Genomic DNA, 22,778 nt, shown 5'->3' on the forward strand with positions numbered 1-22,778 from the left:
GCCTGCGGCGGCGGTCCCCCTCCCCCTCCGGGAGAGGATCTTTAAGCCTCACCCGGCCAGCAGCTCGCCGATCTTGCCGGCCTGGATCGCCGCGAATGCAGCGCCGAGCGCCTCGCGATACCGCGCATCCTCAGCCACCCTTGCCGGGAACACCTGCCGCAGCGCAAGGATCGCCTCCACCGGCGCCGCATCGGTCGCCGCCGCCGCCAGCACATCCGCCAGCGGGTCGGTGATCTTCTCGCCGGCCTTCGCCTTCGCCGCGAGGAACACGATCCACGCCGCCACCGGCATCGCCAGCCGCTCCACCGGCCGCCCGGCATCGAGCGCCGCCGCCGTCGTATCCAGCAGGCGATAGGGCAGCTTTTGCGACCCGTCCCAGGCGATCTGCGCCAGCAAATGCCGGATCGCCGGGTTGCGGAAGCGGTCCAGCACCGCGTCGACATAGCCCGGCAAATCCAGCCCATCGACCGGCCCCAGCGACGCCGCGATGTCCTGATGCGCCAGCCGCGTCACGAAGCCGCCGAGCACCCCGTCCGACATCGCCTCGAACACCGTCTCATGGCCGAGCACCAGCCCGATATAGGCGAGGCTCGAATGGCTGCCGTTGAGGATGCGCAGCTTGGCCTGCTCATAGCCGCGCACGTCATTGGTCAGCGTGACGCCCGCCGCAGCGAGGTCCGGGCCGTCGGCCATGTCGAAGCGCTGCAGCACCCATTGGGTGAAGGATTCGCGCTGCACCGCCGCCTTGTCCTCGACGCCGAGTTCGTCCGCCACCTTGCCGAGGAACGCCGCGTCACTGGCAGGCGTGATCGAATCGACCATCGAATCCGGAAACGCCACCTCCGCCGCGATCCAGTCGGCCAGGCCCGAATCCCATTCGCGGGCCAGCGCCACGCAAGCGGCGCGGAGCTTGCCGCCATTGCCGGTCATGTTGTCGCAGCAGAGCATCGCAAAGGGCGCCACGCCCGCCGCGCGGCGATCGGCAAGGCCGGTGACGATCCAGCCGATCACGCTGGCCGGCTCTTCCGGGCGCGTGCGATCATGGACGATGTCGGGATGATTCATGTCGAGCGTGCCGTCGCCGCCCAGGCAATAGCCCTTCTCGGTCACCGTGCTGGTGGCGATGCGGACCTCCGGGCTGGCGAGCAGCGCGCGCAGGCGGGCGCCTTCACCCGGGCCGATTGCATCCGAGTGCGCCGCGATGATGCGGGTGGAGGGTTCACGGTCAATCACCGCCAGCGTGTAGAGCCCGTCCTGTGCCTTCAGCGCGTCGGTGGTGGTGCCGCTGCGCAGCGACACCGCGGCAATGCCCCAGCGCGGATCGCTGTCAAGCACCTTATCGATGAAGGCCGCCTGGTGGGCGCGGTGGAACGCGCCGGGGCCGAAATGGACGATGCCGGTGCGGATCGCGGCCAGGTCGTGGCCGGGGCGGAGGATGCCGGCAGGAAGGCCGGCCAGCGTCGCGCGCGAGAGCGTGGTCATATGGTCAGGCCAATCAGACCCGACGGGTAAAGTCAATCGCGCGCGGGGTTGCGCAAGCCGGGCGGCAGCAGCGGCGCTTCGAAATTGGCGCGCTTGTCCCGCGTGCCGCGCGGCAGGAAGAAGCGCACCCGCCGGTTGGGAAAGTCGATCTCGACGCGGCGGAAACTCCGCATTGCGTCCATGCCGAGCATGATCGCCGGCCGCCTGGTGAGCCCGAAACGCTTGAACGGCTCGGCCTCGGCAAAGGCGACCGGCAGCGCATCGAATGCGACGTTGCTCACCCGCATGTCCGGCACATGGCCATATTGTGCCAGCGTCTTCCCGCCATCGACGCTGGTCAGCTCGATCGTCTGCAGCACGCCCACGCTCTTGCCCACCTTCCGGCGCAGCGCCTCATTGCCCATCGTCACCTGCGAGCCGGTATCGAGCACCACCTGCACGCGGGCATTGCCATAATAGGCATCGGTGACGATCAGCTGGCCGAACTGGTCCTTCGCCGAGACGATGATCTCGTCCGGATCGTGCTTCTCGTTCCGCTTGCGCTTGACGCTGGGGCGCACCGCCATGGTCGCGGTATCGAAGTCGATCGTCACCTCGTGATCGCGCAGCGTGTCGATGCCGAGCAGCCCGGCGGCGCCGATATTGGCGGCATCGAAGGCAGGCGCGACGATCTGGTGCGCGGTGCCGATCGATTCGATCTTGAGATCCGGCACGATCACGGTGGTGGCGAGGCTGCGCCCGGTCATCGAGGTGACGTGCACCGACGCACCCGCGGCGAGCCCGAGTCGCGCCGCCAGCTCGCGCGACACCACCGTGCGCTCGGCGCCGGTATCGATGATGAAGTTGTACGGGCCCTGCTGGGTGATCGCCACCGGCACGGTGAGCCGCGCATTGGTCTCGCCGAGCGCCAGCTGGATCGCGTCGGGCTGGCCGGCGGCGGGTGCCGTTTCCGGGTCCGTACGCACGCCGAGAGGCCCGCTCGCCAGCAAGCCGAGCGGCAGGGCCCAAAGGACAAGCGAGGACGAGACTCCGAACATTGCGCGAAAATATGCCTGTCCATGTTGCGCAGCAATCCCGCAAAAGAACGGGGTCAGTCGAGCCGCATCGCCTCGGCAGCAATAGCCTCCGCTTCTTCGAGCAGCGCATCTTCGGTGGTGCCTTGCGCGACCGACTCCCGACCAATCATGATCAGCACCGGAACGGCCATCGGGCTCACCCGCTCCAGGTCTACATGGAGCATCCGCGCGCGCGCCTCGTCGAGCAGCCGCGCGAGTCGACCGACATCGGTCATCTTGGCGCGCGCATCTTCCCAGGCGGCGCGCAGCAGCAGGTGGTCGGGCTCGTATCTGCGCAGCACGTCGTAGATCAGGTCGGTCGAGAAGGTGACCTGCCGCCCGGTCTTCTTCTTGCCGGGATGCTGGCGCTCGACCAGCCCGCCGATGATCGCCACTTCGCGAAAGGCGCGCTTGAGCAGCGCCGAGCCCTGCACCCAGTCGACGAACTCATGTTCGAGGATGTCGGGCGAGAAGAGCGGGCGCGGATCGACGATCTTCTCCAGCCCGTATACCGCCAGCGCATAGTCGTTGGCGACGAAGCCGAGCGGCTTGAGCCCCATCGCCTCCATCCGCCGCGTGACCAGCATGCCCAGCGACTGGTGCGCGTTCCAGCCTTCGAAGCTGTAGATGACGAGATGGTAGCGGCCTTCGTGCGGGAAGGTTTCGACCAGCAGCTGGCCCGGTGCTGGCAAGGTCGAGCGCCGGTCCTGTGTCTCCAGCCATTCGCGCACGTCCGCCGGGAAGCGGGTCCACTGGCTGCGATCGAACAGGAAGGTTCGCACGCGGTCGGCAAGGTTGGCGGTGATCGCCAGCCGCGCGCCCATATAGCTCGGCACCCGCGCCTGCTTGGCGGTGGCGCGGACGATCAGGTCGGTCGCCTCGACCCGCTCCACTTCCAGTGCGAGGCCGCCGAAGAAGAAGGTGTCGCCCGGCGAAAGCGAGGCGGCGAACCCCTCCTCCACCTTGCCCAGCCGCTTGCCGTTCTTGAACCGCACCTCCAGCATCGGCGATTCGACGATAATGCCCGCGTTGAGCCGATGCTGCGCAATGAAATTGGGCTGGGTGACCCGCCAGACGCCGTCCTTGCCTTGGGTCAGCCGCTTGAACTTATCATAGGCGCGCAAGCTGTAGCCGCCATCGGCGATGAAATTCAGGACGCGGTCGAACACCTCCTCGGTCAGCGCCGAATAGGGCAATGCTGCACGTACTTCCTGCAGCATATCCGCGGCGCGGAAGGGCGCGGCGCAGGCGCAGCCCATCACATGCTGGGCGAGCACGTCGAGCGCGCCGGGACGGAAGATGTCGGGATCGAGCTCGCCCGCCTCGACCGCATCGAGCGCCGCGCGTGCCTCGAGATATTCGAAGCGATTGCCGGGGATCAGCACCGCCTCGCTTGCCTCGTCGAGCCGGTGGTTGGCGCGGCCGATCCGCTGGAGCAGCCGCGACGAGCCTTTGGGCGCCCCCATCTGGATCACGCAGTCGACATCGCCCCAGTCGACCCCAAGGTCGAGGCTGGCGGTGGCGACCAGCGCGCGCAGCCGCCCGTCGGCCATCGCCTGCTCGGCCTTTTGCCGCGCCTCCAGGCTGAGGCTGCCATGGTGCACGCCGATCGGCAGCTTGAGCTCGTTGACCTTCCACAGCTGCTGGAAGACGAGTTCGGCCAGGCCCCGGGTGTTGCAGAAGACGATCGTCGTCTTGTGCGTCTCGATCTCGGCCATCACCTGCGGGATGGCATAGATGCCCGAATGCCCGGCCCAGGGCACGCGGCCTTCGGGGAGCAGGATCGCAATGTCCGGATCGGCGCCCTTTTCGCCCTGCACCAGCGTCACCGCATCGATGTCGCCATAGGGGGCGAGCCAGGCGCGATAGCCGTCGGGATCGGCGACCGTCGCGGACAGGCCGACGCGGCGGAACCCCGGCGCCAGCCGCTCCAGCCGGGCGAGCGCCAGCGCCAGCAGGTCGCCGCGCTTGCTGGTGGCGAAGGCGTGGATCTCGTCGATCACCACCGTCTTCAGCCCGGCGAACATCGTCAGGCTGTCCTCATAGGAGAGCAGCAGGCTGAGCGATTCGGGCGTGGTCATCAGCACCTGCGGCGGGCGGGCGCGCTGGCGGACCTTCTTCTCGTGCGGGGTGTCGCCGGTGCGCGTCTCGACGCGGATCGGCAGCCCCATCTGCTCGATCGGGGTGAGCAGGTTGCGCTGGACGTCCACCGCCAGCGCCTTGAGCGGCGAAATGTATAGCGTGTGCAGCCCCTCGACCGGCGCCTCGATCAGATCCGCGAGCGTCGGCAGGAAGCCGGAGAGCGTCTTGCCCGCCCCCGTCGGTGCGACGAGCAGCGCATGCCGCCCCGCCCGGGCGGCCGCGAGCATGTCCCACTGGTGCCGCCGCGGCGCCCATCCGCGCGCGGTGAACCAGTCGGCCAGAGGTGCGGGGAGATCGGCGGGCACGAGCCCTATGTAGGGAGCGCGGAAGCGTCTGTGGAGGCGCTTCCCTTCTCCCCTTTCCCATGCTCCATTGCGCGCAGGGCAAATGGGGAAAACCGGATGAAGATGCTTCTCGCCACCGCCGCGCTCGCCGTCGCGATCGCCGCACCCGCCGCTGCGCAGACGCGGCCCGATCAGGCCAAGTTCTTCGACCTCTACAAGGAACTGGTCGAGACCAACACCGTGGTGAATGTCGGCAGTTGCACCCAGGCAGCCGAGCAGATTGCCGCGCGGCTGAAAGCTGCCGGGTTCAAGGACGACCAGCTCACCCTGTTCGCCACGCCCGAGCATCCCAGGGACGGCGGGCTGGTCGCGGTCTATCCGGGCACGTCGAAAAAGGCCAAGCCGATCCTGCTGCTCGCGCATCTCGACGTGGTGGCGGCCAAGCGCGAGGACTGGACCCGCGATCCGTTCAAGCTGGTCGAGGAGAATGGCTATTATTACGCCCGCGGCACCGCCGACGACAAGGCGATGGCGGCCACCTGGGCGGACACGCTGATCCGCTTCCAGCAGGCGGGGTACAAGCCCAAGCGCACCGTGAAGCTGGCGCTCACCTGCGGCGAGGAGACGACCTGGGCGTTCAACGGCGCCGAATGGCTGGCCAAGAACAAGCGCGACCTGATCGACGCCGAATTCGCGCTCAACGAAGGCGGCGGCGGCAAGTCGGACGGGCATGGCAAGGTGCTCGTCCAGAGCATGCAGGTCGGCGAGAAGGCGGTGCAGAACTTCCGGCTGGAAACGAGCAACCCCGGCGGCCACAGCTCGATCCCCGTGCCGGACAATGCGATCTACGAACTGGCCGACGCGCTGGTGAAGATCCGCGCTTATGATTTCCCGCTGGAGCTCTCCGGCACCACCCGCGCCTATTTCGCCAAGGCGGGTGCGGCGCGGAGCGATGCGATGGGCAAGGCGATGGTGGCGATCGCCGCCAATCCGGCCGACAAGGGTGCCGAGACGCTGCTCAACACCGATCGCATCTACCATTCGATGCTGCGCACGACCTGCGTCGCAACCTTGCTGGAGGGCGGCCACGCCAACAACGCCCTGCCCCAGCGGGCTGCTGCGAACATCAATTGCCGGATCTTCCCCGGGCACAGCAGCGAAGAAATCCAACAGGCGCTGGCCACGGCGATCGGCGACGCGAAGGTGACGATCACCATGGTCCCGCCGGTGCGGCCGATCGCCAAGTCGCCCGCGCTCGATCCGAAGGTGGTGGGCCCGGCCGAGAAGCTGGTCGCCAAATATTTCCCCGGCGTGCCGCTGGTGCCGACCATGTCGACCGGCGCGACCGACGGCATCTTCCTCGCCGCCGTGGGCATCCCGACCTATGGCGTGCCGGGCGCCTGGGGCGATCCTGACGGCAACGGCGTGCACGGGCTGAACGAGCGGATCGAGGTCCGCTCGCTCTATACCGGCCGCGACTATTTGTTCGATCTGGTGAAGGCGTATGCCGAGCAGGAGTGAGGCTCAGGCGGGCTCCACCCTGCCGTCTGCTACCCGGTAGAGGGTGGCGGTGGCGGGGACCGCCTCGAACAGCGCGGGTTCGGTGCCGGTCATCCATACCTGCCCGCGTCCCGCAAGCCGCTCGAACAGCGCCGCGCGGCGGCCCGGATCGAGATGCGCGGCGACCTCGTCGAGCAGCAGGATCGGCGGGGTACCGACCCGGTCTGCCACCAGCTCGGCATGGGCCAGCACGATGCCGAGCAGCAGCGCCTTCTGCTCGCCGGTCGAGCAGAGATGCGCGGGCTGGGCCTTGTCGAGATGCATGACCTGCAGGTCGGCGCGGTGCGGGCCGGTGAGGGTGCGCCCGGCGGCGGCATCGCGGCGGCGGCCCTCGCGCAGCGCGGCGGCGAGCGCGGGGGCGTCGCCCTGCCAGCCCTCCAGCGTCAGCCCGGCACGCGCAAAGGGCCCCGCGGGCTGGTCGGCCAGACGTGCGCCCAGTGCCGCCACAGCATCGCGGCGGGCGGCGTCGATCGCCGCGCCATGCTCGGCCATCCGCGCCTCCAGCGCGTCAAGCCAGGCGGGGTCGGGCGGCAGCTCGTCGGCGAGCAGCCGGTTGCGTTCGCGCATCGCCGCTTCATAGCGGGTCGCTTCATGGGCGTGACGGGGGTTGAGCGCGAGCGTCAGCCGGTCGAGGAAGCGGCGGCGGTCCCCAGGCGCCTCCAGGAACAGCCGGTCCATCGCGGGCGTAAGCCACAACACCACCAGCCACTGCGCGAGGCTGGTCGCCGCCGCCGTCGCACCGTTCACACGCACGATCCGCCGCTCGGGCGCGTCGGCGCGGGTGCCGGTGCCGATCTCGGCCTCGTCGAGCGTAGCCGCGATGCCGAACCCCCCCGCCCCGCCCTGCCGCGCCATCTCGCTCAGCGGCGCGCCGCGCAAGCCCCGGCCGGGGGCGAGCAGCGAGACGGCCTCCAGGATGTTGGTCTTGCCCGCGCCATTCTCGCCGCTCAGCACGACGAAGTCCGCCCCCGGGGTCAGCAGGGCATCCTCGTGGTTGCGGAAGTCGGTGAGCAGGAGACGCTTGACGGCCATGAAAGGGGCTGTAGCGCAGCACCTTGCCCACGAACACCGCTTGGCCGATAGATCAGGGCGAAGGGATAGAAACACATGATCCGCAAGACTGTTACGATTGCCGCGCTCGCGCTGGTGGCGGCCTGCTCCAAGGCGCCCGAGGACGTGACCGCGACCTACGCCGCCGCCGGCGGCCGCGGCACGATCACCGTGAAGGCTGCCGCCAATGGCGACGCCAAGGTGGAAGCCGGCCCGCAGACCCTGATCCACAAGGGCGGCACCGATTACGTCGTGATCACCGACGGCAACGACAAGTTCGCCGCCAGCTTCGCCGATTTCGTCGGCGCGACGCAGGACATGGCCATGGCCAAGGGCATGAAGCCCCAGGCGCTGCCGCAGGACCCGGACTATGAGGCGGTCCAGGTCGGCGAGGAGAAGGTCGGCGACCAGAAGGGCACGATCTGGAGCGTGCAGCCCAAGGGCAACCCGCAGGGCGATTCGATCCGCATCGTCGTCAGCGACGACAGCCGCCTGAAGAACATCGCCGCCGCAATCGGCATGCAGACCAAGCTGACCGGCGCGCGCATGGCGACCGTGTTCACCAGCGTGCCCAAGGCCGAGAAGGTGCTGGAAGACGTGATCGCCAAGGGCGCCGTGCTCCGCCTGGGCGAAGCGCTGACGCTGCAGAGCATCAAGCCGGGTGCCATCCCCGCCAGCGAGTTCGCGCTGCCGAAGGTGCTCGACCGCGCGGCGCTCCGCAAGCGCATCGAGGACCAGGCCAACAAGGCGCTCGAAGCCGCCAAGGCCGCCGGCGACAAGGCCGGCGAAGCACCGGCTCAGGGCGCGCCTGCAGCACCTGCCGCACCTGCTCCCGCACCGGAAGCGACTCCGGCCGCGAAGTAATGCGCAAGCGTCTCGCACGCGCATTGCCGATCCTGCTGGCGCTGGCCCCGTGGCCGGCGCTGGCGGACGTCACCGCGACCTACAAGGCCGGCATCGACCGGCTGATCGTGGAAGTGGCCGACAATGGCGATGCACGTGTCCAGATCGACGACGTCATCTATGTCCGGCACGGCGGCGAGGACTATGTCACGTTCGGCAAGTTCGACGGCATGGCGATCTCCGGCCGCCGCGACGACATGCTGGAGTTCGTCCGCGTACTGTTCCACGCGGCCGGGAGGACGCCGCCGCCCTCCGCACCGGCTACGGCCGCCCCGCGTCTCGAACCGCTGCGCGCAGTCGAGGTGCTGGGGTTGCAGGGGCAGGTTTGGCGGCTCTGGCTTGCCGGCAAGAGCGACCCGGCCGACAGCATCGAAGCCGCGTTCACCGACTCGCCCAAGCTGGCGCCGGTGAACCGCGCACTCCGATCGGCGGCCCGCGGCTTTTTTGATACGTTCGGTCCCCTGGACAAGCGCGGCCAGTTCCGCGCGGCCCTGGTGGCGATGGCGGAAAAGGGCGCGCCGCTGATGATCGGTGACGCCAAGACCGTGCAGTTGCTCGCGGTCGACTTTGGGCCGATCGCCCCTGCCCGCTTCGCCGTCCCCAAGGATCTGTCCAGCCCCGAGGCGCTGCGATCCATCGCGAAAGAGATGGAGGAGAAGCGGCAGGAGGAAAAGCGGAACTGGGGCGATACCCCTTAAAGCGCCCCGATTCCCGCTTCGGCCAGCCGCGTCTGGGCGATGCGATACCGTTTCGGCTCGGCAATCCCCAGCCGCGCCCGCGCCGCGTCCAGCGGCTCCTCGAGCAGCTTCTCGTAATCCTCAGCGTGCAGCCAGCCGGCGCGCTTGCCGTGGCGATAGCCTTCCCAAATCGCCTTCACGCAGTCGAGCCGCCCGGTGGTGCGAATGCTCTTGAGCGCCCCGCCAACGGCGATGAAGCCCCAGCCGGTGCCGCCGGTCTGCGCATAGGAAAAGGCGACGAGGCACAGCTCGCCGAGATGCTCGTCGGCCTTGTAGCCGGTCAGCACGTGCCAGAGATCGTGGATGTCGCGCTCGCGCCGCCCCATCCAGGCATAGGGGTGTTCGACCTCGATGCCCTGGAACCCGCCCTCGACCATGCTGACCTGGACCAGACCGTCGGCCGAATAGCCGGTCGAATCGAGGAAGTCGCGGTACGCCGCGCCGAGCGTACCGGGGGCGAAGCTGTCGATCCAGCTTCGGTCGGACAGGCGCTGCGACAGCTCCAGCCGGCGATAGGCGAGCTTGCCGCCGCCGGGCATGGTGAGCAGCTTGCGATAATTGCGCTGGCTGACGTCCCCGTTCAGCGCGCGCATGATCTTGAAGACCTGTTCGGTATCGTCGCCATTGGCGAGCAGCTTGCGCAGCGCCGACAATGCGGTGCCCCATTCGCGCTTGAGCGGCACCCCGGGGTTGAGCAACGGTTGCGGAGCCTTGGTCGCCATGCAGTCCGATTCCACTAACTGACACGGCTGTTAATAGCAGAGACGCCCGGCCTTTTCAACGCGCGCGACCATTCGACCGAGGCGGACGACGGATCCAGGGAGATCCGCCGCCCGACCCAAGTCCCGTAAAGTGCGACCCTCGGGGCTTGGCCCTGCTTATGGTCGCAAAGAAAGTGCCGACATAGCCGGGGAAAGCGCGGGGTGCGCTCGAAAGCGGCCGTCAACCATGGACAAGCCGCTTTGCTGCCAAGAAAAACCGGTGCGGGATCAGACGCGCATCGGCATCAATACGTAGAGCGCGGGCGACGAATCATTCTCGCGGATCAGCGTCGGCGCCGCCGCATCTGCCAGATGTACTTCGACGAGATCGCCTTCGATCTGGCCGAGAATGTCCATCAGGTAGCGGCTGTTGAAGCCGATCTCGAAACCCATCGCGGCATATTCGCCCGGCACTTCTTCCGCCGCGACGCCATTCTCGGGGCTGGTCACCGAGAGCACCACCTTGTCGCGCTCCAGCGCCATCTTCACCGCGCGGGTCTTCTCGGTCGCGATGGTCGAGACGCGGTCGACGCCTTGCATCAGGCTCTTCGGATCGAGCTTGAGCAGCTTGTCGTTCGCAGTCGGGATCACGCGGCTGTAATCGGGGAAGGTGCCGTCGATCAGCTTCGAGGTGAGGATCGCCTGGCCCAGGTCGAAGCGAATCTTCGACGGCGAGAGCGACACGCCCACCGAACCGTCGACCTCGTCGAGCAGCTTGCGCAGCTCGGCCACGCACTTGCGCGGCACGATCACACCCGGCATCGCGTCGGCGCCGTCCGGGCAGGGCACAGTGACGCGGGCCAGCCGGTGGCCGTCCGTCGCCGCCGCGCGCAGCATGCGGCTGGCATCGTCGGTCACGTGGAAGAAGATGCCGTTCAGATAATAGCGCGTCTCCTCGGTGGAGATCGCGAAGCGGGTCTTGTCGATGATCTGCTTGAGCGTCTCCGCCGGCAGCTCGAACGTGGTCGGCAGCTCGCCCTCGGCGATCATCGGGAAATCGTCGCGCGGCAGCGTGCCGAGCTGGAAGCGGGCGCGGCCGGCCACCACCGTCAGCTTGCCCTCGGCGGCGGTGAGCACCACCTGCGAACCCTCGGGCAGCTTGCGGACGATGTCGAACAGCGTGTGCGCCGACACCGTCGTAGCACCCACCTGGTCGACCGCCGCCGGGATCGTCTCGTCGATCTGCAGATCGAGATCGGTCGCCATCAGCCGGATCGTGCCGCCCAGCTGCGCATCGATCAGCACGTTGGACAGGATCGGAATCGTGTTGCGCCGCTCGACCACGGACTGGACGTGGCTCAGGCCCCTCAACAGAGTTGCGCGTTCGATCGTCGCCTTCATGTACCTCAAACCCCCGGGCCGTCGCCCTGCTTTCTACCCGGCGCGACCCGGCCGGTGGCAATGCGCCATGACGTACCCTTAACGCGAAAAAGGGCCGGAGCAAGCTGCCCCGACCCTCTTTTCCACAGTCAGACTGCCTTTTCGGCGATCAGAAGCGGACGCCCAGCCCCGTGACGATCTGGTGACGCTCGGGATCGACGCCGCCCGCCTGCGAGCCATAGTTGGAATAGCGATATTCCGCCTTGGCGAAGACCTTGTCGGTCAGCTTGAACTCGGCACCCGCACCGAGGCGCCAGCCGTCGTAATTGTCGCGCTGGCGGAAGGACAGCGCCGGCGCGGTGGCGGTGGCCGGCGAATCATAGTCGGTGATGAACTGCGCGTTGGTATATCCGGCCTTGGCGTAGATCAGCGTACGCGGACCCGCGAGGAAGCCGAGGCGACCGCCGACATAGAGGTCGCGGCCCGCCTTCACACGCAGCCGGTCGCCCGCGGTGAGCACATCGCCGCTGCGATCGCTGATCGACGACCCGGTCACTTCGCCTTCGACGCCGAACACGGTGCTGCCGCGCTGGATGTCATAGCCGATATTGCCGCCATAGGTGACGCCGTCGCGCGACGCGTCATAGGACGACTTGTCGTTCACGCGGTCCCAGCCGGCAATCACTTCGGCGTGCGAGCCGTTGAAGCTCTGGTCCTGCGACTGGGCGAAAGCCGGCGCGGCGAAGGCCGTGGTGGCGATCAGCGCGGCGATGGAAAGCTTGGTACGCATAACGATTACTCCTCACTGAAGCCGCACCGACAGGGTGCGGCCTGACTTCAGCCGCAAGCCCGAGGGGCTTCGGCTGGACGCTCGGTATCGAGGGGAAGGGGCGGCCCGCCATGGGCGCCGCGACCTGTTCTTCCTCCCGTTCGCTCCCGGCGTGCTCCGCGAGCGAGGGGACGGATGCACCCCCGGGCCTGTCGCCCGCATGAACGAATCAGGGCCAAATTGGGACATTGCGTTTCCGGCGGTTTCGCGGGAGAGACTTGACATGGCCAGCACCCGGAAAGGCCGCGATTTCATCGCGCGGCATGGCGAGACCGTGTTCAACATCGCCCGGCGGATGCAGGGCGACCATCCCCATACCCCGCTAACCCGCGCCGGCTTCGCCCAAGCGGATGCGATGGGCGCGGCGCTGCGGGAACTGCTGGGCCCGCGCGCCAAGCTGACGCTGTGGGCCTCCAGCGCCGGCCGTGCCCTGCAGACGCTGGCGATCATTGCCGAGCATCTCGAGCTCGACTGGCACCAGACGCGCACCGACGACCGCCTGGTCGAGATCGGCATGGGCGCGTGGAGCGGGCGTTATTATGCCGATCTGGAGCGCGAGGTCGGCAGCTTCCTCGACCCCGAGCACGGACTCTACACGCGGCCGCCGGAGGGCGGCGAATGGTATGACGCGATCGCCGCGCGCGTCTCGGGCTGGCTGGCCGATACCGACGAGGATCCCGGCGACCGACTGGTGATCATGCACGGCATGTCGAGCCGCATCCTGCGCGGGGTGATGACCGGCCGCGACGTGCTGCCCCAGTTCGACGCGCCCGTCGCACCGGACCTGCCGCAAGGCTCTATCGTGCGGATCGAGGGCGGCGTGGAGACGGTGGTGCATCTCGGCACCGGGCGCGGCGCGGCGCCGGCATGATGCTGGCGCTGGCGCTGCTCGTGCTGGCGGGCCCGCGCGAGACCATCGGCATCTTCGAGCGCTGGGGCGCCTTCCGCGACACCGCGCCCACGCGCTGCTTCGCGGTGGCGCGACCGACCGACCTCGCCCGGCGCGGCGAGGCCTATCTCAGCATCGCGAGCTGGCCGGGGCGCGGGGTGCGGCACCAGCTCTATGTCCGCCTCAGCCGGGCGCGCGCGGACCATGCGCGGGTGATGCTGGTGGCGGGCGAGCGGCGCTTTGAATTGACGGCCAGCCGGCATGACGCCTGGGCGCCGGATGCGCGGACCGACTCGGCAATCGTCGCGGCGATGCGCGACGGCCGCGCGCTGAGCGTGGAGAGCGTCGATACAGGCGGCGTGCCGTTCGTCGACGGCTACACGCTGCAGGGCGCGGCGAGCGCGATCGACGCGGCAACGCTGGCCTGCCTGTAGAACGGCGACAGCAAGCCACCACCTCGCGCCTCTATCGCCCCCCTCCCGCCTGCGGGAGGGGACGGGGGAGGGTGAGAGAGGGAGGAAAGGGCTGTCAGAGAAAAAGTGCAATGAAGCGGTGCGGCCAAATCGCGACAGCTCGCCCGCTACCCTCACTCACCCTCCCCTAACCCCTCCCGCAGGCGGGAGGGGGGACCAGAAGGCAGGAGAGGGAACAAACCACTGGCACCCAACGCGCGACGCACTATCTTGTCCCCCGTGCGATCCCCATCCATCACCGCTCGCCTCGCCGACGGCGTCGCCTCGATCCCGGCGGCGGAGTGGGATGCCTGTGCGGGACCCGACAACCCGTTTCTCAGCCACGCCTTTCTGTCGATTCTCGAATCCTCGGGCTCCGCCACCGCACAGGCCGGCTGGCAGCCGCTGCCGATCGTCGTCGACGGACCGGACGGCACCCCCGCCGCGATCGCGCCCGCCTATGCCAAGAGCCACAGCCAGGGCGAATATGTGTTCGACCATAGCTGGGCCGACGCCTGGGAGCGCGCGGGCGGGCGCTATTATCCCAAGCTGCAGATCGCGGTGCCGTTCACGCCCGTCCCCGGCCCGCGGCTGTTGCTGCGGGATCCGACGCAGGCACCCGCGCTGATCGCCGCGATCGAGGCGGTGGTGAACCAGCACGGCCTCTCTTCCGCCCACGCCACCTTCGTCGCGGAAGCGCAGGTGCCGCTGTTCGAGGCGGCGGGCTGGCTGATCCGTACCGGCACCCAGTTCCACTGGCAGAATGACGGTTATGCCAGCTTCGACGATTTCCTCGGCGCGCTCGCTAGCCGCAAGCGCAAGGCGATCCGCAAGGAGCGCGCCGCCGCGGTGGAGGGGCTGACGATCCGCCACCTCACCGGCGCCGAGATCACCGAGGCGCACTGGGACGCCTTCTGGGCCTTCTACCAGGATACCGGCAGCCGGAAGTGGGGCCGCCCGTATCTCACCCGGCCGTTCTTTTCGATGCTCGGCGCGGCGCTGGGCGATAAGGTGCTGCTGATGCTCGCCGAGCGCGACGGACGGCCGATCGCGGGCGCGCTCAACCTGATCGGCGCCGATGCGCTGTACGGCCGCTATTGGGGCTGCGTCGAGGACGTGCCGTTCCTCCATTTCGAGCTCTGCTATTACCAGGCGATCGACGCCGCGATCGCGCGTGGCCTGCCCCGCGTCGAGGCGGGCGCGCAAGGGGAACACAAGCTCGCCCGCGGCTATGTGCCCGTGACGACCTGGTCGGCCCATTACCTCCCCGACCCCGGCTTCCGCCGCGCCGTCGCCGACTTCCTGGTGCGCGAGCAGCAGGCGGTGGAGCGCGAGCAGGAATATCTGGAAGAACTGACGCCGTTCAAGAAGGCGGAGTAGTCGAGCGCTCGCTTGGGCCCACAGTTACGCCAAAGCAGCTGCCAGTCGCAGCCCGACATGCACCAGCAAGGCGCCAGCGGCAGCACCCTTCACAAAGCTGAAAGCCAGTTTCGCACCGCGCATAGACATCTCCTCGAAGACGCTATCGCGGTTGACTGCGCTCGCCAACAGCGGAGATCGTCAGGACGGCGGCGCGGTGCCATTCCCCGGCAGTTCACCCGCCGCCTCGGCCTCGCGGATCAGCACGGCTTCGGGCCGCGGGATCGGCAGGTCGCCGGGGTTGAGGCCGGGACCCGGCACATCATGGTCGACCCGGTAGAGCACGCTCGGCCCGTCGCGCCACACCGGAACCAGCCCCTGCTCGTAGCGCTTGTCGAAGGCCGGCGGGCGGATCAGCCAGACATAGTCGAACGCGTCGCGCGGGAAGAGCGCCAGGCTGCGCGCGATCGGGCGCCACCATTCGCGCGGGCACTGGACGTTGGTCACCAGCTCGGACGGGTCGTGGGCGAAGCGCTTGGCCGCGCGGTAGCGCACCGTCATCAGCTGGCCGCCGGCCATCGACCATTGGTCGTTGGTATAGGCCAGCCGCCGCTCCAGCGCGAGGCCGGGAACGTGCTGCAGCCGGGTCATCGCCCATTCGTTGTAGCAGGTCTCGCCGACGAAGCTCACCAGCCGCGCCCCCACCGGCACATGCGCCAGTGCCTTGAGCTCGCGGTCATAGGCCTTGTCGTAGAGGTAGAAGCTCGCCGTCGTCGCCCCGATGCGGGCGAGGAAGAAGGCGAGGCCGAGCACCGCCACCAGCGTCGCGCCGCGCATCGACAGGCCCGGCTTGGGCCGAATCGCCAGGATCGCGATGGCGATCAGGAACGGCACCATCCGCATGTCGGCATAGGCCGATCCGAACACCACGCGCGGCAGGAGGAGATAGACCAGCAGCAGCAGCGCCGCGGAGAGGCCGAGGTTGCGCGAGTATTGAAGGTTCGGGTCGCGCACCGCCTTGAGCATCAGCAGGAAGATCACGCCGACGCTGGCGATGTCGAACAGCTGCCAGCGATCGCGGAACACCTGCGTCACCCACAGCGTCTTGGCGCGCCAGTTGAACCAGTCGAAGGTCTGGCCCGAGACATGCTCGCCGCCGCGCCAGATCACCATCAGCACCGCCGGTAATGCCAGCACCAGGCACTGCACGCCGGCGTGGAAGCACGGGGCGAGCCATCCGCCCACCAGATCCTTGTACCAGGGCAGCGCGCGGTCGCGCCGCAGGTCGTGCTGACGGATCAGTTCGGCCGAGAAGGCGAGCACGCCCAGCACGCCCCAGCCGAAGGTGTGGGTGATCCAGATGATCACCGACAGCGGCACGAACACCATCGAGCGGAACTGGAACTTGCCCAGCCGAGCCAGCCGCAGCCACCAGCCGAACGCCAGCATCGCCATGCCGAGCGACAGCGCGAAATTGACGAAGCCGAAATGGAAGGGGAAGGCATAGGCGAGCGGCAGCGCGAACAGCGCGGTCGCCGGAATGCGGCCATGCACCTCGCGCGCGATCATCAGGAAGCCGGCAACGGTCATCGCCGGGATCGCGATGACGATCAGCTTCACGCCCAACTCGAGCCCGAAGAGCTTGGCCATGGGGAAGACCAGCAGGTCCACCCCCAGATTGCCCATCAGCTGCCAGCGGAAATCATACCATTGGCGCAGCCACGGCACCTGGTCATAGACCAGCTGCACCCGGTAGCGGCCCATATGGCCGGGCAGGTCGACCAGCGGCGGGATGTCCGGCCACAGCAGCGGCACCGTCGCCACCAGCGTCGCGAACAATACGAACCAGCGCGTCTGCCACCAGCGCAGCGGAACCCCTTTATCCATCGCGCCGCTTTAGTGCGCGAGCGGGCGGTACGGCAAGCGCTTGTCGGTGGAGCGCCGCGGCGGCTAGCGCGCAGCTATGCCCCCTTGCGGTTCAAGCCGATAGAGCGCGTCCCTGCCATCGCTCCAGACGCGGGCGGCACCCGCGACACGCAGATCGGCCGGCGGATCAATCAGCCAGACATGGTCGAAGGCGCCCCGCGAAAGCCGCGCCAGCGCTGTGCGGAGCGTCGGGATTCCCGCAGTGGCGGCGCAGCGATCCTCGACGACGATCTGCGAGGGATCGTTGGCGAAGGCGCCGAAACCATCGCGCCGCACCTGCATCAGGCCGGTCGAGCCGAGATCGAACTGGTCATTGGCGAAGGCCGAACGGCGGACAACGGCCATGCTCGGCAGGTGGTTCAGCCGCGCGATCGCCCAGCCCGCCTCGCATCGGTTCAGGACGAACGCCGCGACTCGCGCGCCGACCGGCAGATGCTCCAGCGCCACCAGCCGCCGCTGCCAGTCTCGCCCCTCCATGGCGAGGTCCGTGGTGACCGCCAGCGTACGGACGAGCAGAAAGCCAAGGCCGACCCAGGCGAGCAGCCGGCCACGGTCGGGCAAGGTTCCCTCCGCGAGCAGCGCAAGAATCACCGCATAGGGCAGTATCCGCGCATCGACATAGGCGGTGCCGAACGGCAGCAGCAGGAACAGCGCGGCCATCGCCAGTGCCGCCGCGGCAAGGCTCGCCGATCGCGCCTGTCCGCGCCGTCGCCAGCTGCCATAGAGCAGCAGCACGAGCAGGAGCAGCGAGGCGAGGTCGATCCACTGCCAGCGGTCGCGGAACAAGGTGACGAACCAGCCGAGCTTCATCGGAAAGCGGGTCCAGAGGTCGCTGCCCCCGGCGCCGTCCCCGGGATGCCAGCGCAGCAGCACCAGCGCCGGCGGGGCGAGCGGCAGGCAAGCGACAGCCGCCCCGAGGATCGCGCGCGCCCAGCTGCGTCCCAAAGCACGGTACCGCGCGACTTCGGCGGCGAAGACCATCGCGCCCAGCGTCAGCCAGCCGAACAGATGCGCGGTCCAGACCAGCCAGGCAATGGCGAGAAACAGCGCGGCGCGCAGGCGGAAGCGGCCCTGCCGGGTCAGCCGCAGCCATAGTGCGAAGGCGTTGAGCGCCAGCGCCATGGCGAGCGTATAGTTGAGGAAGCCGTAGAGAAAGGGGAGCGTGTAGGCGAGCGGCAGCGCAAGTAGCGCCATCGGCTGCACCCGGCCATGCGCCTCGCGCGAGAGCCACAACATGCCCGTGATGGTCAGCGTCTGGATGGCGACCGCGATCACCTTGACCGTCGGCTCAAGGCCGAACCAAGGAGCGAACGCCGCGACGAGCAGGTCCACGCCGAGATAGCCGACGAACCGCCAGTGGAAATCATACCATGTCGCCAGCGGCGACGTGCCGCCGTCCAGCATCACCCGGTAGCGCGCCATATGGCCGGGCAGGTCGACGAGCGGCGGGAGTGCGGGCGACAGCAGCGGCACCGCGCCGAGGAGCACCGCCACCAGCGCGAACCAGCGCCGCTCCCACCAGCGGCCATCGCTCACTGGGTGGTGCGCCGCGCGGGCTGGGTAAGGGTGTAGACGCGAGTGCTCCCACCCGGCGGAGAGATCTGGCGCAGCCAGGGCGGCACCTGGCCGGCCATCAGGCTGCCGGCGAGCACTTGGCGGTCCTTCGAACGCTCGCCCAGTTCGGCAAAGCCGTCCTTGCAGAGCGCGACATAGTCGACCCCCCAGCGCCGCGCGAGCGCTTCCGCCTGGGGGGAGGGGCTGAGGAACAGGTCGTACATGGCACGATTTCCTTGCGTGTCGCGGTGATAGGGTCCGGCAAGGACCCGGTGGCGGGTGGTGGCGAGCAGCGTCGGGCCGAAATCGATCGGCGCGGCGACCAGGCCGGGGGGCAGCGCGGCGAGGCGCGCAGCGGCGGCGGCAGCCGTACAGCCATGGGCAGCGGCAGGGGCGGCGGGTGTCAGCCGGTCCCCGAGCCCGGCATAGGCGATTCCGCTGCCCGCGAGCCAGGCGACCACCAGCGCCAGCGGTCCGCGCGGCCGGGCAGCGGCGATCATCGCGGCCAGCGCTGGCACCGCGGTCAACGCCGCCAGCGGCGCCCCGCGCACCTGCACCAAGGTCACCGCAACCGCGGTCGCCTGGAAGCCGAGGACGATCCACGCCGCGGCGGTCCGCGTTGTCCAGGCGAACCAGATTCCGGCAGCGAGGCCGACCAGCGCCATGCCCCCCGCCGCGATGGCCTTGCCGAGCGGCATTGCAAAGAGCGGCTGCGCTTCGTTGACATGCGCGAGCCAGAGCCGGGCAAGCAGCGGATCGACCTGCCCATAGGGATGGAGACAGGCGGGCGCACTCACAGCGGCACCTGCCAGCGCGAGCCCACCGGTAGCGAGCAGCACGGCGGTACGCACGGCGACGGACTGGGTGGCGAAGCCCGCCACGGCCATCGCCGCGGGTGCGAGTGCCGCCAGCATCGCCGCGCGCCACAGGATCGCGGTGAAGCCGTCGCAAGCGTCGATGTTCCATCCGCTCGTGCGGAAGAGCACCGCCGCGGCGCTCAGGCCGAGCAGCAGCGCGGTCGCATAACCTGCCATCCGCGCCTGGCCGGCAGCGCCATCGAGCCGCCAGCGCAGCGCGATGGCCGCACCGCCGGCGGCGAGCAGCGGCGCCGTCTCCATGCCGACGACCAGCGACAGCACGGTCGCACTGCCGGCAATCGCCCCCTGCCCCAGCGTCCCCCGCCCGACACAGGCATGGAGCAGCGCGAGCACGAGCACGATCTGCAGCGCATGGTGATCGATCCGCCCGGGCGTGAACAGGGTGATCGCGGGAAAGGCGAGCGCGCCGAGGATGACCGCGACGAAACCGGACTGGCCCAGGCGACGCGCGATCGCGGCAATGACGATCAGCATCGCCGCGAACAGCAGCAGCGGCGAGACGATGACGGCGACGACCGTTGCGGCCTGCGCGCCGAGCAGCGGGGTGAGCGTCAGGATCAACGCCGCGGGCACCAGATCGGCGAGCCGCGACCAATGCATCTCCAGCCCCGGCGGAGGCCCCAGCCGGTGTTGGGCGAGATCGGCAAAGCCCTGTCCGCCCAGCCAGTCGCGGATCTGCTGGAGGCGCATCAGGTCGTCGGTATCGGGCAGCCGCAAGGCCCCCAGCGCGACATGATCGCGCACCGTCCAGGCGATCCCCATCAGCAACGCGAGCCCGATCGCGAGAAGCGAATCGCGTCGTATGCTGCGGAGATGCCCTGGACCCATGCCCATCAGCGCTAGGCCCCCATGGTTAACCGGACGTTTCGGCCCGGCTCCGGGCGGTTACCCGCTGTTGCGCAGCGCGGTGGCGATCGCGTTGATCGACAGGAGGATGCCCTCGCCGATCCGCGGATCCGCCTCGCCCGCACGATGCCGCTTCATCAGCTCGATCTGGAGCAGGTTGAGCGGCTCGATATAGGGCAGGCGCAGCCGGATCGAAGTGTCGAGCAGCGGATGCTTTTCCAGCAGACGCGTCTGGCGGGTGACCTGAAGCAGCCCGTCCTGGGTCTGCTGCCAGCCGTCCTTGATCCGCCCGAAGATGGCGTCGCGCAGCGCTTCGTCCTCCACCAGCGCGGCATAATGGCTGGCGATGCCCATGTCGGACTTGGCGAGCACCTGCTCCATATTGTCGAGCGTCGCGCGGAACAGCGGCCAGGCGGTGGCCATCTCGCGCAGCAGTCCCTTGTCCTCGAACGACTCCAGCGCCGCGCCGACGCCGTACCAGCCCGGCAGCATCACCCGGGCCTGCGCCCAGCTGAACACCCAGGGGATCGCGCGCAGGTCCTCGATCGCATCGCTCTTCTTGCGGCTCGCCGGGCGCGAGCCGATCTTGAGGCCGGCAATCTCGGCGATCGGCGTCATCTGGCGGAAGAAGGTGGTGAAGCCCGGCGTCTCGTAGACCAGCCCACGATAGGCGAGGAAAGCGTTGTCCGAGAGCCGGTCCATGGCCGCCGCGAAACGCTCGGCATCGGCAGGTGCGAGCTGCTCGGGTTCCAGGCTGGCGAGCAACGTCGCCGACGTCATCGCCTCCAGGTTGGTCATCGCGCTTTCGGGGCTGCCATATTTGGCGGCGATCACCTCGCCCTGTTCGGTGATGCGGATGCGGCCCTGCACCGTGCCCGGCGGCTGGGCAAGGATCGCCGAGAAGCTCGATCCGCCGCCGCGCCCCACCGCGCCGCCGCGACCGTGGAACAGCTGCATTGCGATGCCGGCTTCCTCGAACACCGGCTTGAGCGCGGTCGAGCCGCGGCTCAGCTGCCAGGTGGAGGTGAGGTACCCCCCATCCTTGTTCGAATCGGAATAGCCGATCATCACTTCCTGGTGCCCGCGTGCCGCCGCGATGGCCGCGACTTCGGGCAGGCCCAGCCAGGCCTGCATGATCGGGGGCGCGGCTTCGAGGTCGGCGATGGTCTCGAACAGCGGGATCGCCATGATGTGCGCCTGCGGGGTCTCCCCCGGCACGTAGAGCCCCGCTTCCTTCAGCAGGATGTGCACTTCGAGCAGGTCCGAGACCGACTGCGCCATCGAGACGATATAATGTCGGATGCAGTTGCGGCCGTACCGCGCATGCGCCGCCGCCGCCTCGCGAACGATGGCGAGCTCGGAGGCGGTCTCCTCCGAATAGACGGCATAGGGGCTGGTCAGCGGCCGGGCATTGGCGAGCTCGCGGCGGAGCAGCGCGATGCGGGCGTCTTCGTCGAGCGCGGCATAGTCGTCGCACACGCCCGCCGACTTGAGCAGCTCTGCGACCACGCGTTCGTGGATCGCGCTGTTCTGGCGCATGTCGAGCGTGGCGAGGTGGAAGCCGAACGTCTCCACCGCGCGGATCAGCCGGCCCAGCGCGCCGCCGGTGGCGAGCGGTCCGCCGTCCGCAAGCCCGCGCGCGATGGCGACGAGATCCTCGCGGAACTCGGCGGGATGGCCGTAAGGCTTGGCCGGGATCGGCGAGGGCCGGCCGGGCTGCTTGCCGACCAGCTTTTCATGCGTCGCGGAAAGGCGGGCATAGATGCCGGTCAATGCGCGGCGATAGGGCTCGTCGCTGCGGCTCTTGCCGGTATCCCCGCTGGAATCGGCAAGTGCCAGCACCGCCTCGGGCACCTCGGCATGCTCGGTCGAGATCGACAGCTCGGCGCCCAGCGCATGGACCGAGTCGAGATAATGTTCGAGCACCGTCTCGGCCGCGCGGGCGAGCGCAAAGCGCATCGACTCGGCGGTGACAAAGGGATTGCCGTCGCGATCGCCGCCGATCCAGCTGCCGGGGCGCAGGAAGCTCGGCGCGCGGTCGCCCAGCGCGCGGTCCCAGCGGGCGTAGAGCGCCGGCAGCACGGGCAGGAACACGTCGCGGAAATAGGAAAGCGCCGTCTCCACCTCATCCGGCACGCCCAGCTTTTCGCGGCGCAGCACGCGGGTCTGCCAGAGCAGCGCGATCTGGCGGAGGATCGCTTCTTCCACCTGGTCGCCATCGGGCGTTTCGGTCACGCCCTGGTCACGCAGCCGCATCAACTCGGCGATGCGGTTCTTGTGGTCGATCATCGACTTGCGGCGCACCTCGGTGGGGTGCGCGGTCAGCACCGGGCTGACCAGTGCATGGTCGAGCAGCGCCCTCACCGGCTCACGGCCGATGCCGGCCTTGGCCAGCCGCTCCAGCGCAGCGGCGACGTCGGCGTCCTTCTCTGTCGCTACCCCCTGGCGATCCTCGGCGAGATTGGCGAGCATCGAGAACAGCATGAAGCCGCGGACGAAATCGAGCGTCTCGTCGAGACTCAGCCGGTCCAGCCCGGAATCGATCGCGCCTGCCCCGGCCACGCCACGATGCCTATCGACCGAGGTCGCGCGGATATATTCGATCCGCTTGAACAGTTCCTCGCCGCCATAAGCACGAATGACGTCGCCGAGCAGTCGTCCGAGGAAGCGGATGTCGGGGTTGTTGGTGATCGCGAGTGTGGCCATGGGCGCGATTGCTGCACTGCGAAGCGGACTCGGTCAACTTGTTCG

General features: G+C 68.7%; 17 protein-coding genes. 6 read left to right on the forward strand and 11 right to left on the reverse strand.

The features are described 5' to 3' along the window. Positions 1–48 precede the first annotated feature (48 nt). Genes QZ670_RS00150 through QZ670_RS00160 form a run of 3 tightly spaced genes read right to left on the reverse strand, consistent with a single transcriptional unit; the run spans position 49 to position 4,984 of the window. Positions 49–1,482, reverse strand: a complete 1,434-nt coding sequence (locus QZ670_RS00150; protein WP_294250103.1) for a mannitol dehydrogenase family protein — start codon at positions 1,480–1,482, stop codon at positions 49–51. 32 nt (positions 1,483–1,514) lie between these two features. Beyond that, positions 1,515–2,519: a retroviral-like aspartic protease family protein gene (locus QZ670_RS00155; RefSeq protein ID WP_294250107.1), complete on the reverse strand. Its 1,005-nt coding sequence runs from the start codon at positions 2,517–2,519 to the stop codon at positions 1,515–1,517. Between the two features lie 53 nt (positions 2,520–2,572). Beyond that, on the reverse strand, positions 2,573–4,984 hold the full coding sequence (locus QZ670_RS00160) for a ligase-associated DNA damage response DEXH box helicase (protein ID WP_294250110.1): 2,412 nt from the start codon (positions 4,982–4,984) through the stop codon (positions 2,573–2,575). Positions 4,985–5,080: 96 nt separating this feature from the next. Between QZ670_RS00160 and QZ670_RS00165 the strand changes: the two genes are divergently transcribed. Beyond that, positions 5,081–6,484 carry a M20/M25/M40 family metallo-hydrolase gene (locus tag QZ670_RS00165; RefSeq protein ID WP_294250113.1) on the forward strand — a complete coding sequence of 468 codons (1,404 nt, stop codon included), beginning with the start codon at positions 5,081–5,083 and terminating at the stop codon, positions 6,482–6,484. A gap of 3 nt (positions 6,485–6,487) precedes the next feature. Here the strand turns inward: QZ670_RS00165 and recF are convergent, their stop codons facing one another. Beyond that, the gene (recF, locus tag QZ670_RS00170; RefSeq protein ID WP_294250115.1) at positions 6,488–7,555 is read right to left on the reverse strand and encodes a DNA replication/repair protein RecF; all 1,068 of its coding nucleotides are present in this window, start codon (positions 7,553–7,555) and stop codon (positions 6,488–6,490) included. A 75-nt stretch (positions 7,556–7,630) separates the two neighbouring features. Between recF and QZ670_RS00175 the strand changes: the two genes are divergently transcribed. Further along, on the forward strand, positions 7,631–8,437 hold the full coding sequence (locus tag QZ670_RS00175; protein ID WP_294250118.1) for a hypothetical protein: 807 nt from the start codon (positions 7,631–7,633) through the stop codon (positions 8,435–8,437). Continuing rightward, positions 8,437–9,174, forward strand: coding sequence for a hypothetical protein (locus QZ670_RS00180; RefSeq protein WP_294250121.1), 738 nt, complete (start codon positions 8,437–8,439; stop codon positions 9,172–9,174). Before QZ670_RS00175 ends, QZ670_RS00180 begins: the two co-directional genes overlap by 1 nt. Here QZ670_RS00180 and QZ670_RS00185 read toward each other — a convergent pair. From QZ670_RS00185 to QZ670_RS00195, 3 genes are all read right to left on the reverse strand, one after another. Further along, the gene (locus QZ670_RS00185) at positions 9,171–9,935 is read right to left on the reverse strand and encodes a Coq4 family protein (RefSeq protein WP_294250123.1); all 765 of its coding nucleotides are present in this window, start codon (positions 9,933–9,935) and stop codon (positions 9,171–9,173) included. The genes QZ670_RS00180 and QZ670_RS00185 overlap by 4 nt on opposite strands. A 267-nt stretch (positions 9,936–10,202) precedes the next feature. Beyond that, on the reverse strand, positions 10,203–11,315 hold the full coding sequence (gene dnaN, locus QZ670_RS00190; protein WP_121072435.1) for a DNA polymerase III subunit beta: 1,113 nt from the start codon (positions 11,313–11,315) through the stop codon (positions 10,203–10,205). Between the two features lie 148 nt (positions 11,316–11,463). Continuing rightward, positions 11,464–12,084, reverse strand: a complete 621-nt coding sequence (locus QZ670_RS00195; protein WP_294250138.1) for a porin family protein — start codon at positions 12,082–12,084, stop codon at positions 11,464–11,466. Between the two features lie 262 nt (positions 12,085–12,346). On the opposite strand from QZ670_RS00195, the gene QZ670_RS00200 reads away from it, so the two are divergent. The 3 genes from QZ670_RS00200 (at position 12,347) to QZ670_RS00210 (ending at position 14,844) form a co-directional block, all read left to right on the forward strand. Continuing rightward, positions 12,347–12,994, forward strand: a complete 648-nt coding sequence (locus QZ670_RS00200; RefSeq protein WP_294250143.1) for a histidine phosphatase family protein — start codon at positions 12,347–12,349, stop codon at positions 12,992–12,994. After that, positions 12,991–13,446, forward strand: coding sequence for a hypothetical protein (locus tag QZ670_RS00205; RefSeq protein WP_294250146.1), 456 nt, complete (start codon positions 12,991–12,993; stop codon positions 13,444–13,446). The genes QZ670_RS00200 and QZ670_RS00205 overlap by 4 nt, the downstream gene beginning before the upstream one ends. A gap of 258 nt (positions 13,447–13,704) precedes the next feature. Continuing rightward, positions 13,705–14,844, forward strand: coding sequence for a GNAT family N-acetyltransferase (locus QZ670_RS00210; protein ID WP_294250152.1), 1,140 nt, complete (start codon positions 13,705–13,707; stop codon positions 14,842–14,844). Positions 14,845–15,024: 180 nt separating this feature from the next. Here the strand turns inward: QZ670_RS00210 and QZ670_RS00215 are convergent, their stop codons facing one another. The 4 genes from QZ670_RS00215 to ppc all read right to left on the reverse strand — a co-directional run bounded on the left by QZ670_RS00215 (position 15,025) and on the right by ppc (position 22,733). Then, the gene (locus tag QZ670_RS00215) at positions 15,025–16,710 is read right to left on the reverse strand and encodes a hypothetical protein (protein ID WP_294250155.1); all 1,686 of its coding nucleotides are present in this window, start codon (positions 16,708–16,710) and stop codon (positions 15,025–15,027) included. A 63-nt stretch (positions 16,711–16,773) separates the two neighbouring features. Continuing rightward, positions 16,774–18,285, reverse strand: a complete 1,512-nt coding sequence (locus tag QZ670_RS00220) for a hypothetical protein (RefSeq protein WP_294250158.1) — start codon at positions 18,283–18,285, stop codon at positions 16,774–16,776. Further along, positions 18,282–19,943, reverse strand: a complete 1,662-nt coding sequence (locus QZ670_RS00225) for a hypothetical protein (protein WP_294250161.1) — start codon at positions 19,941–19,943, stop codon at positions 18,282–18,284. The genes QZ670_RS00220 and QZ670_RS00225 overlap by 4 nt, the downstream gene beginning before the upstream one ends. 123 nt (positions 19,944–20,066) lie before the next feature. Then, positions 20,067–22,733 (reverse strand): phosphoenolpyruvate carboxylase, encoded by a 2,667-nt coding sequence (gene ppc, locus QZ670_RS00230; RefSeq protein ID WP_294250164.1) that lies wholly within the window; start codon positions 22,731–22,733, stop codon positions 20,067–20,069. Positions 22,734–22,778: the final 45 nt, after the last annotated feature.

This window comes from uncultured Sphingomonas sp. (assembly GCF_913774285.1).
Taxonomy (GTDB): Bacteria; Pseudomonadota; Alphaproteobacteria; order Sphingomonadales; family Sphingomonadaceae; genus Sphingomonas.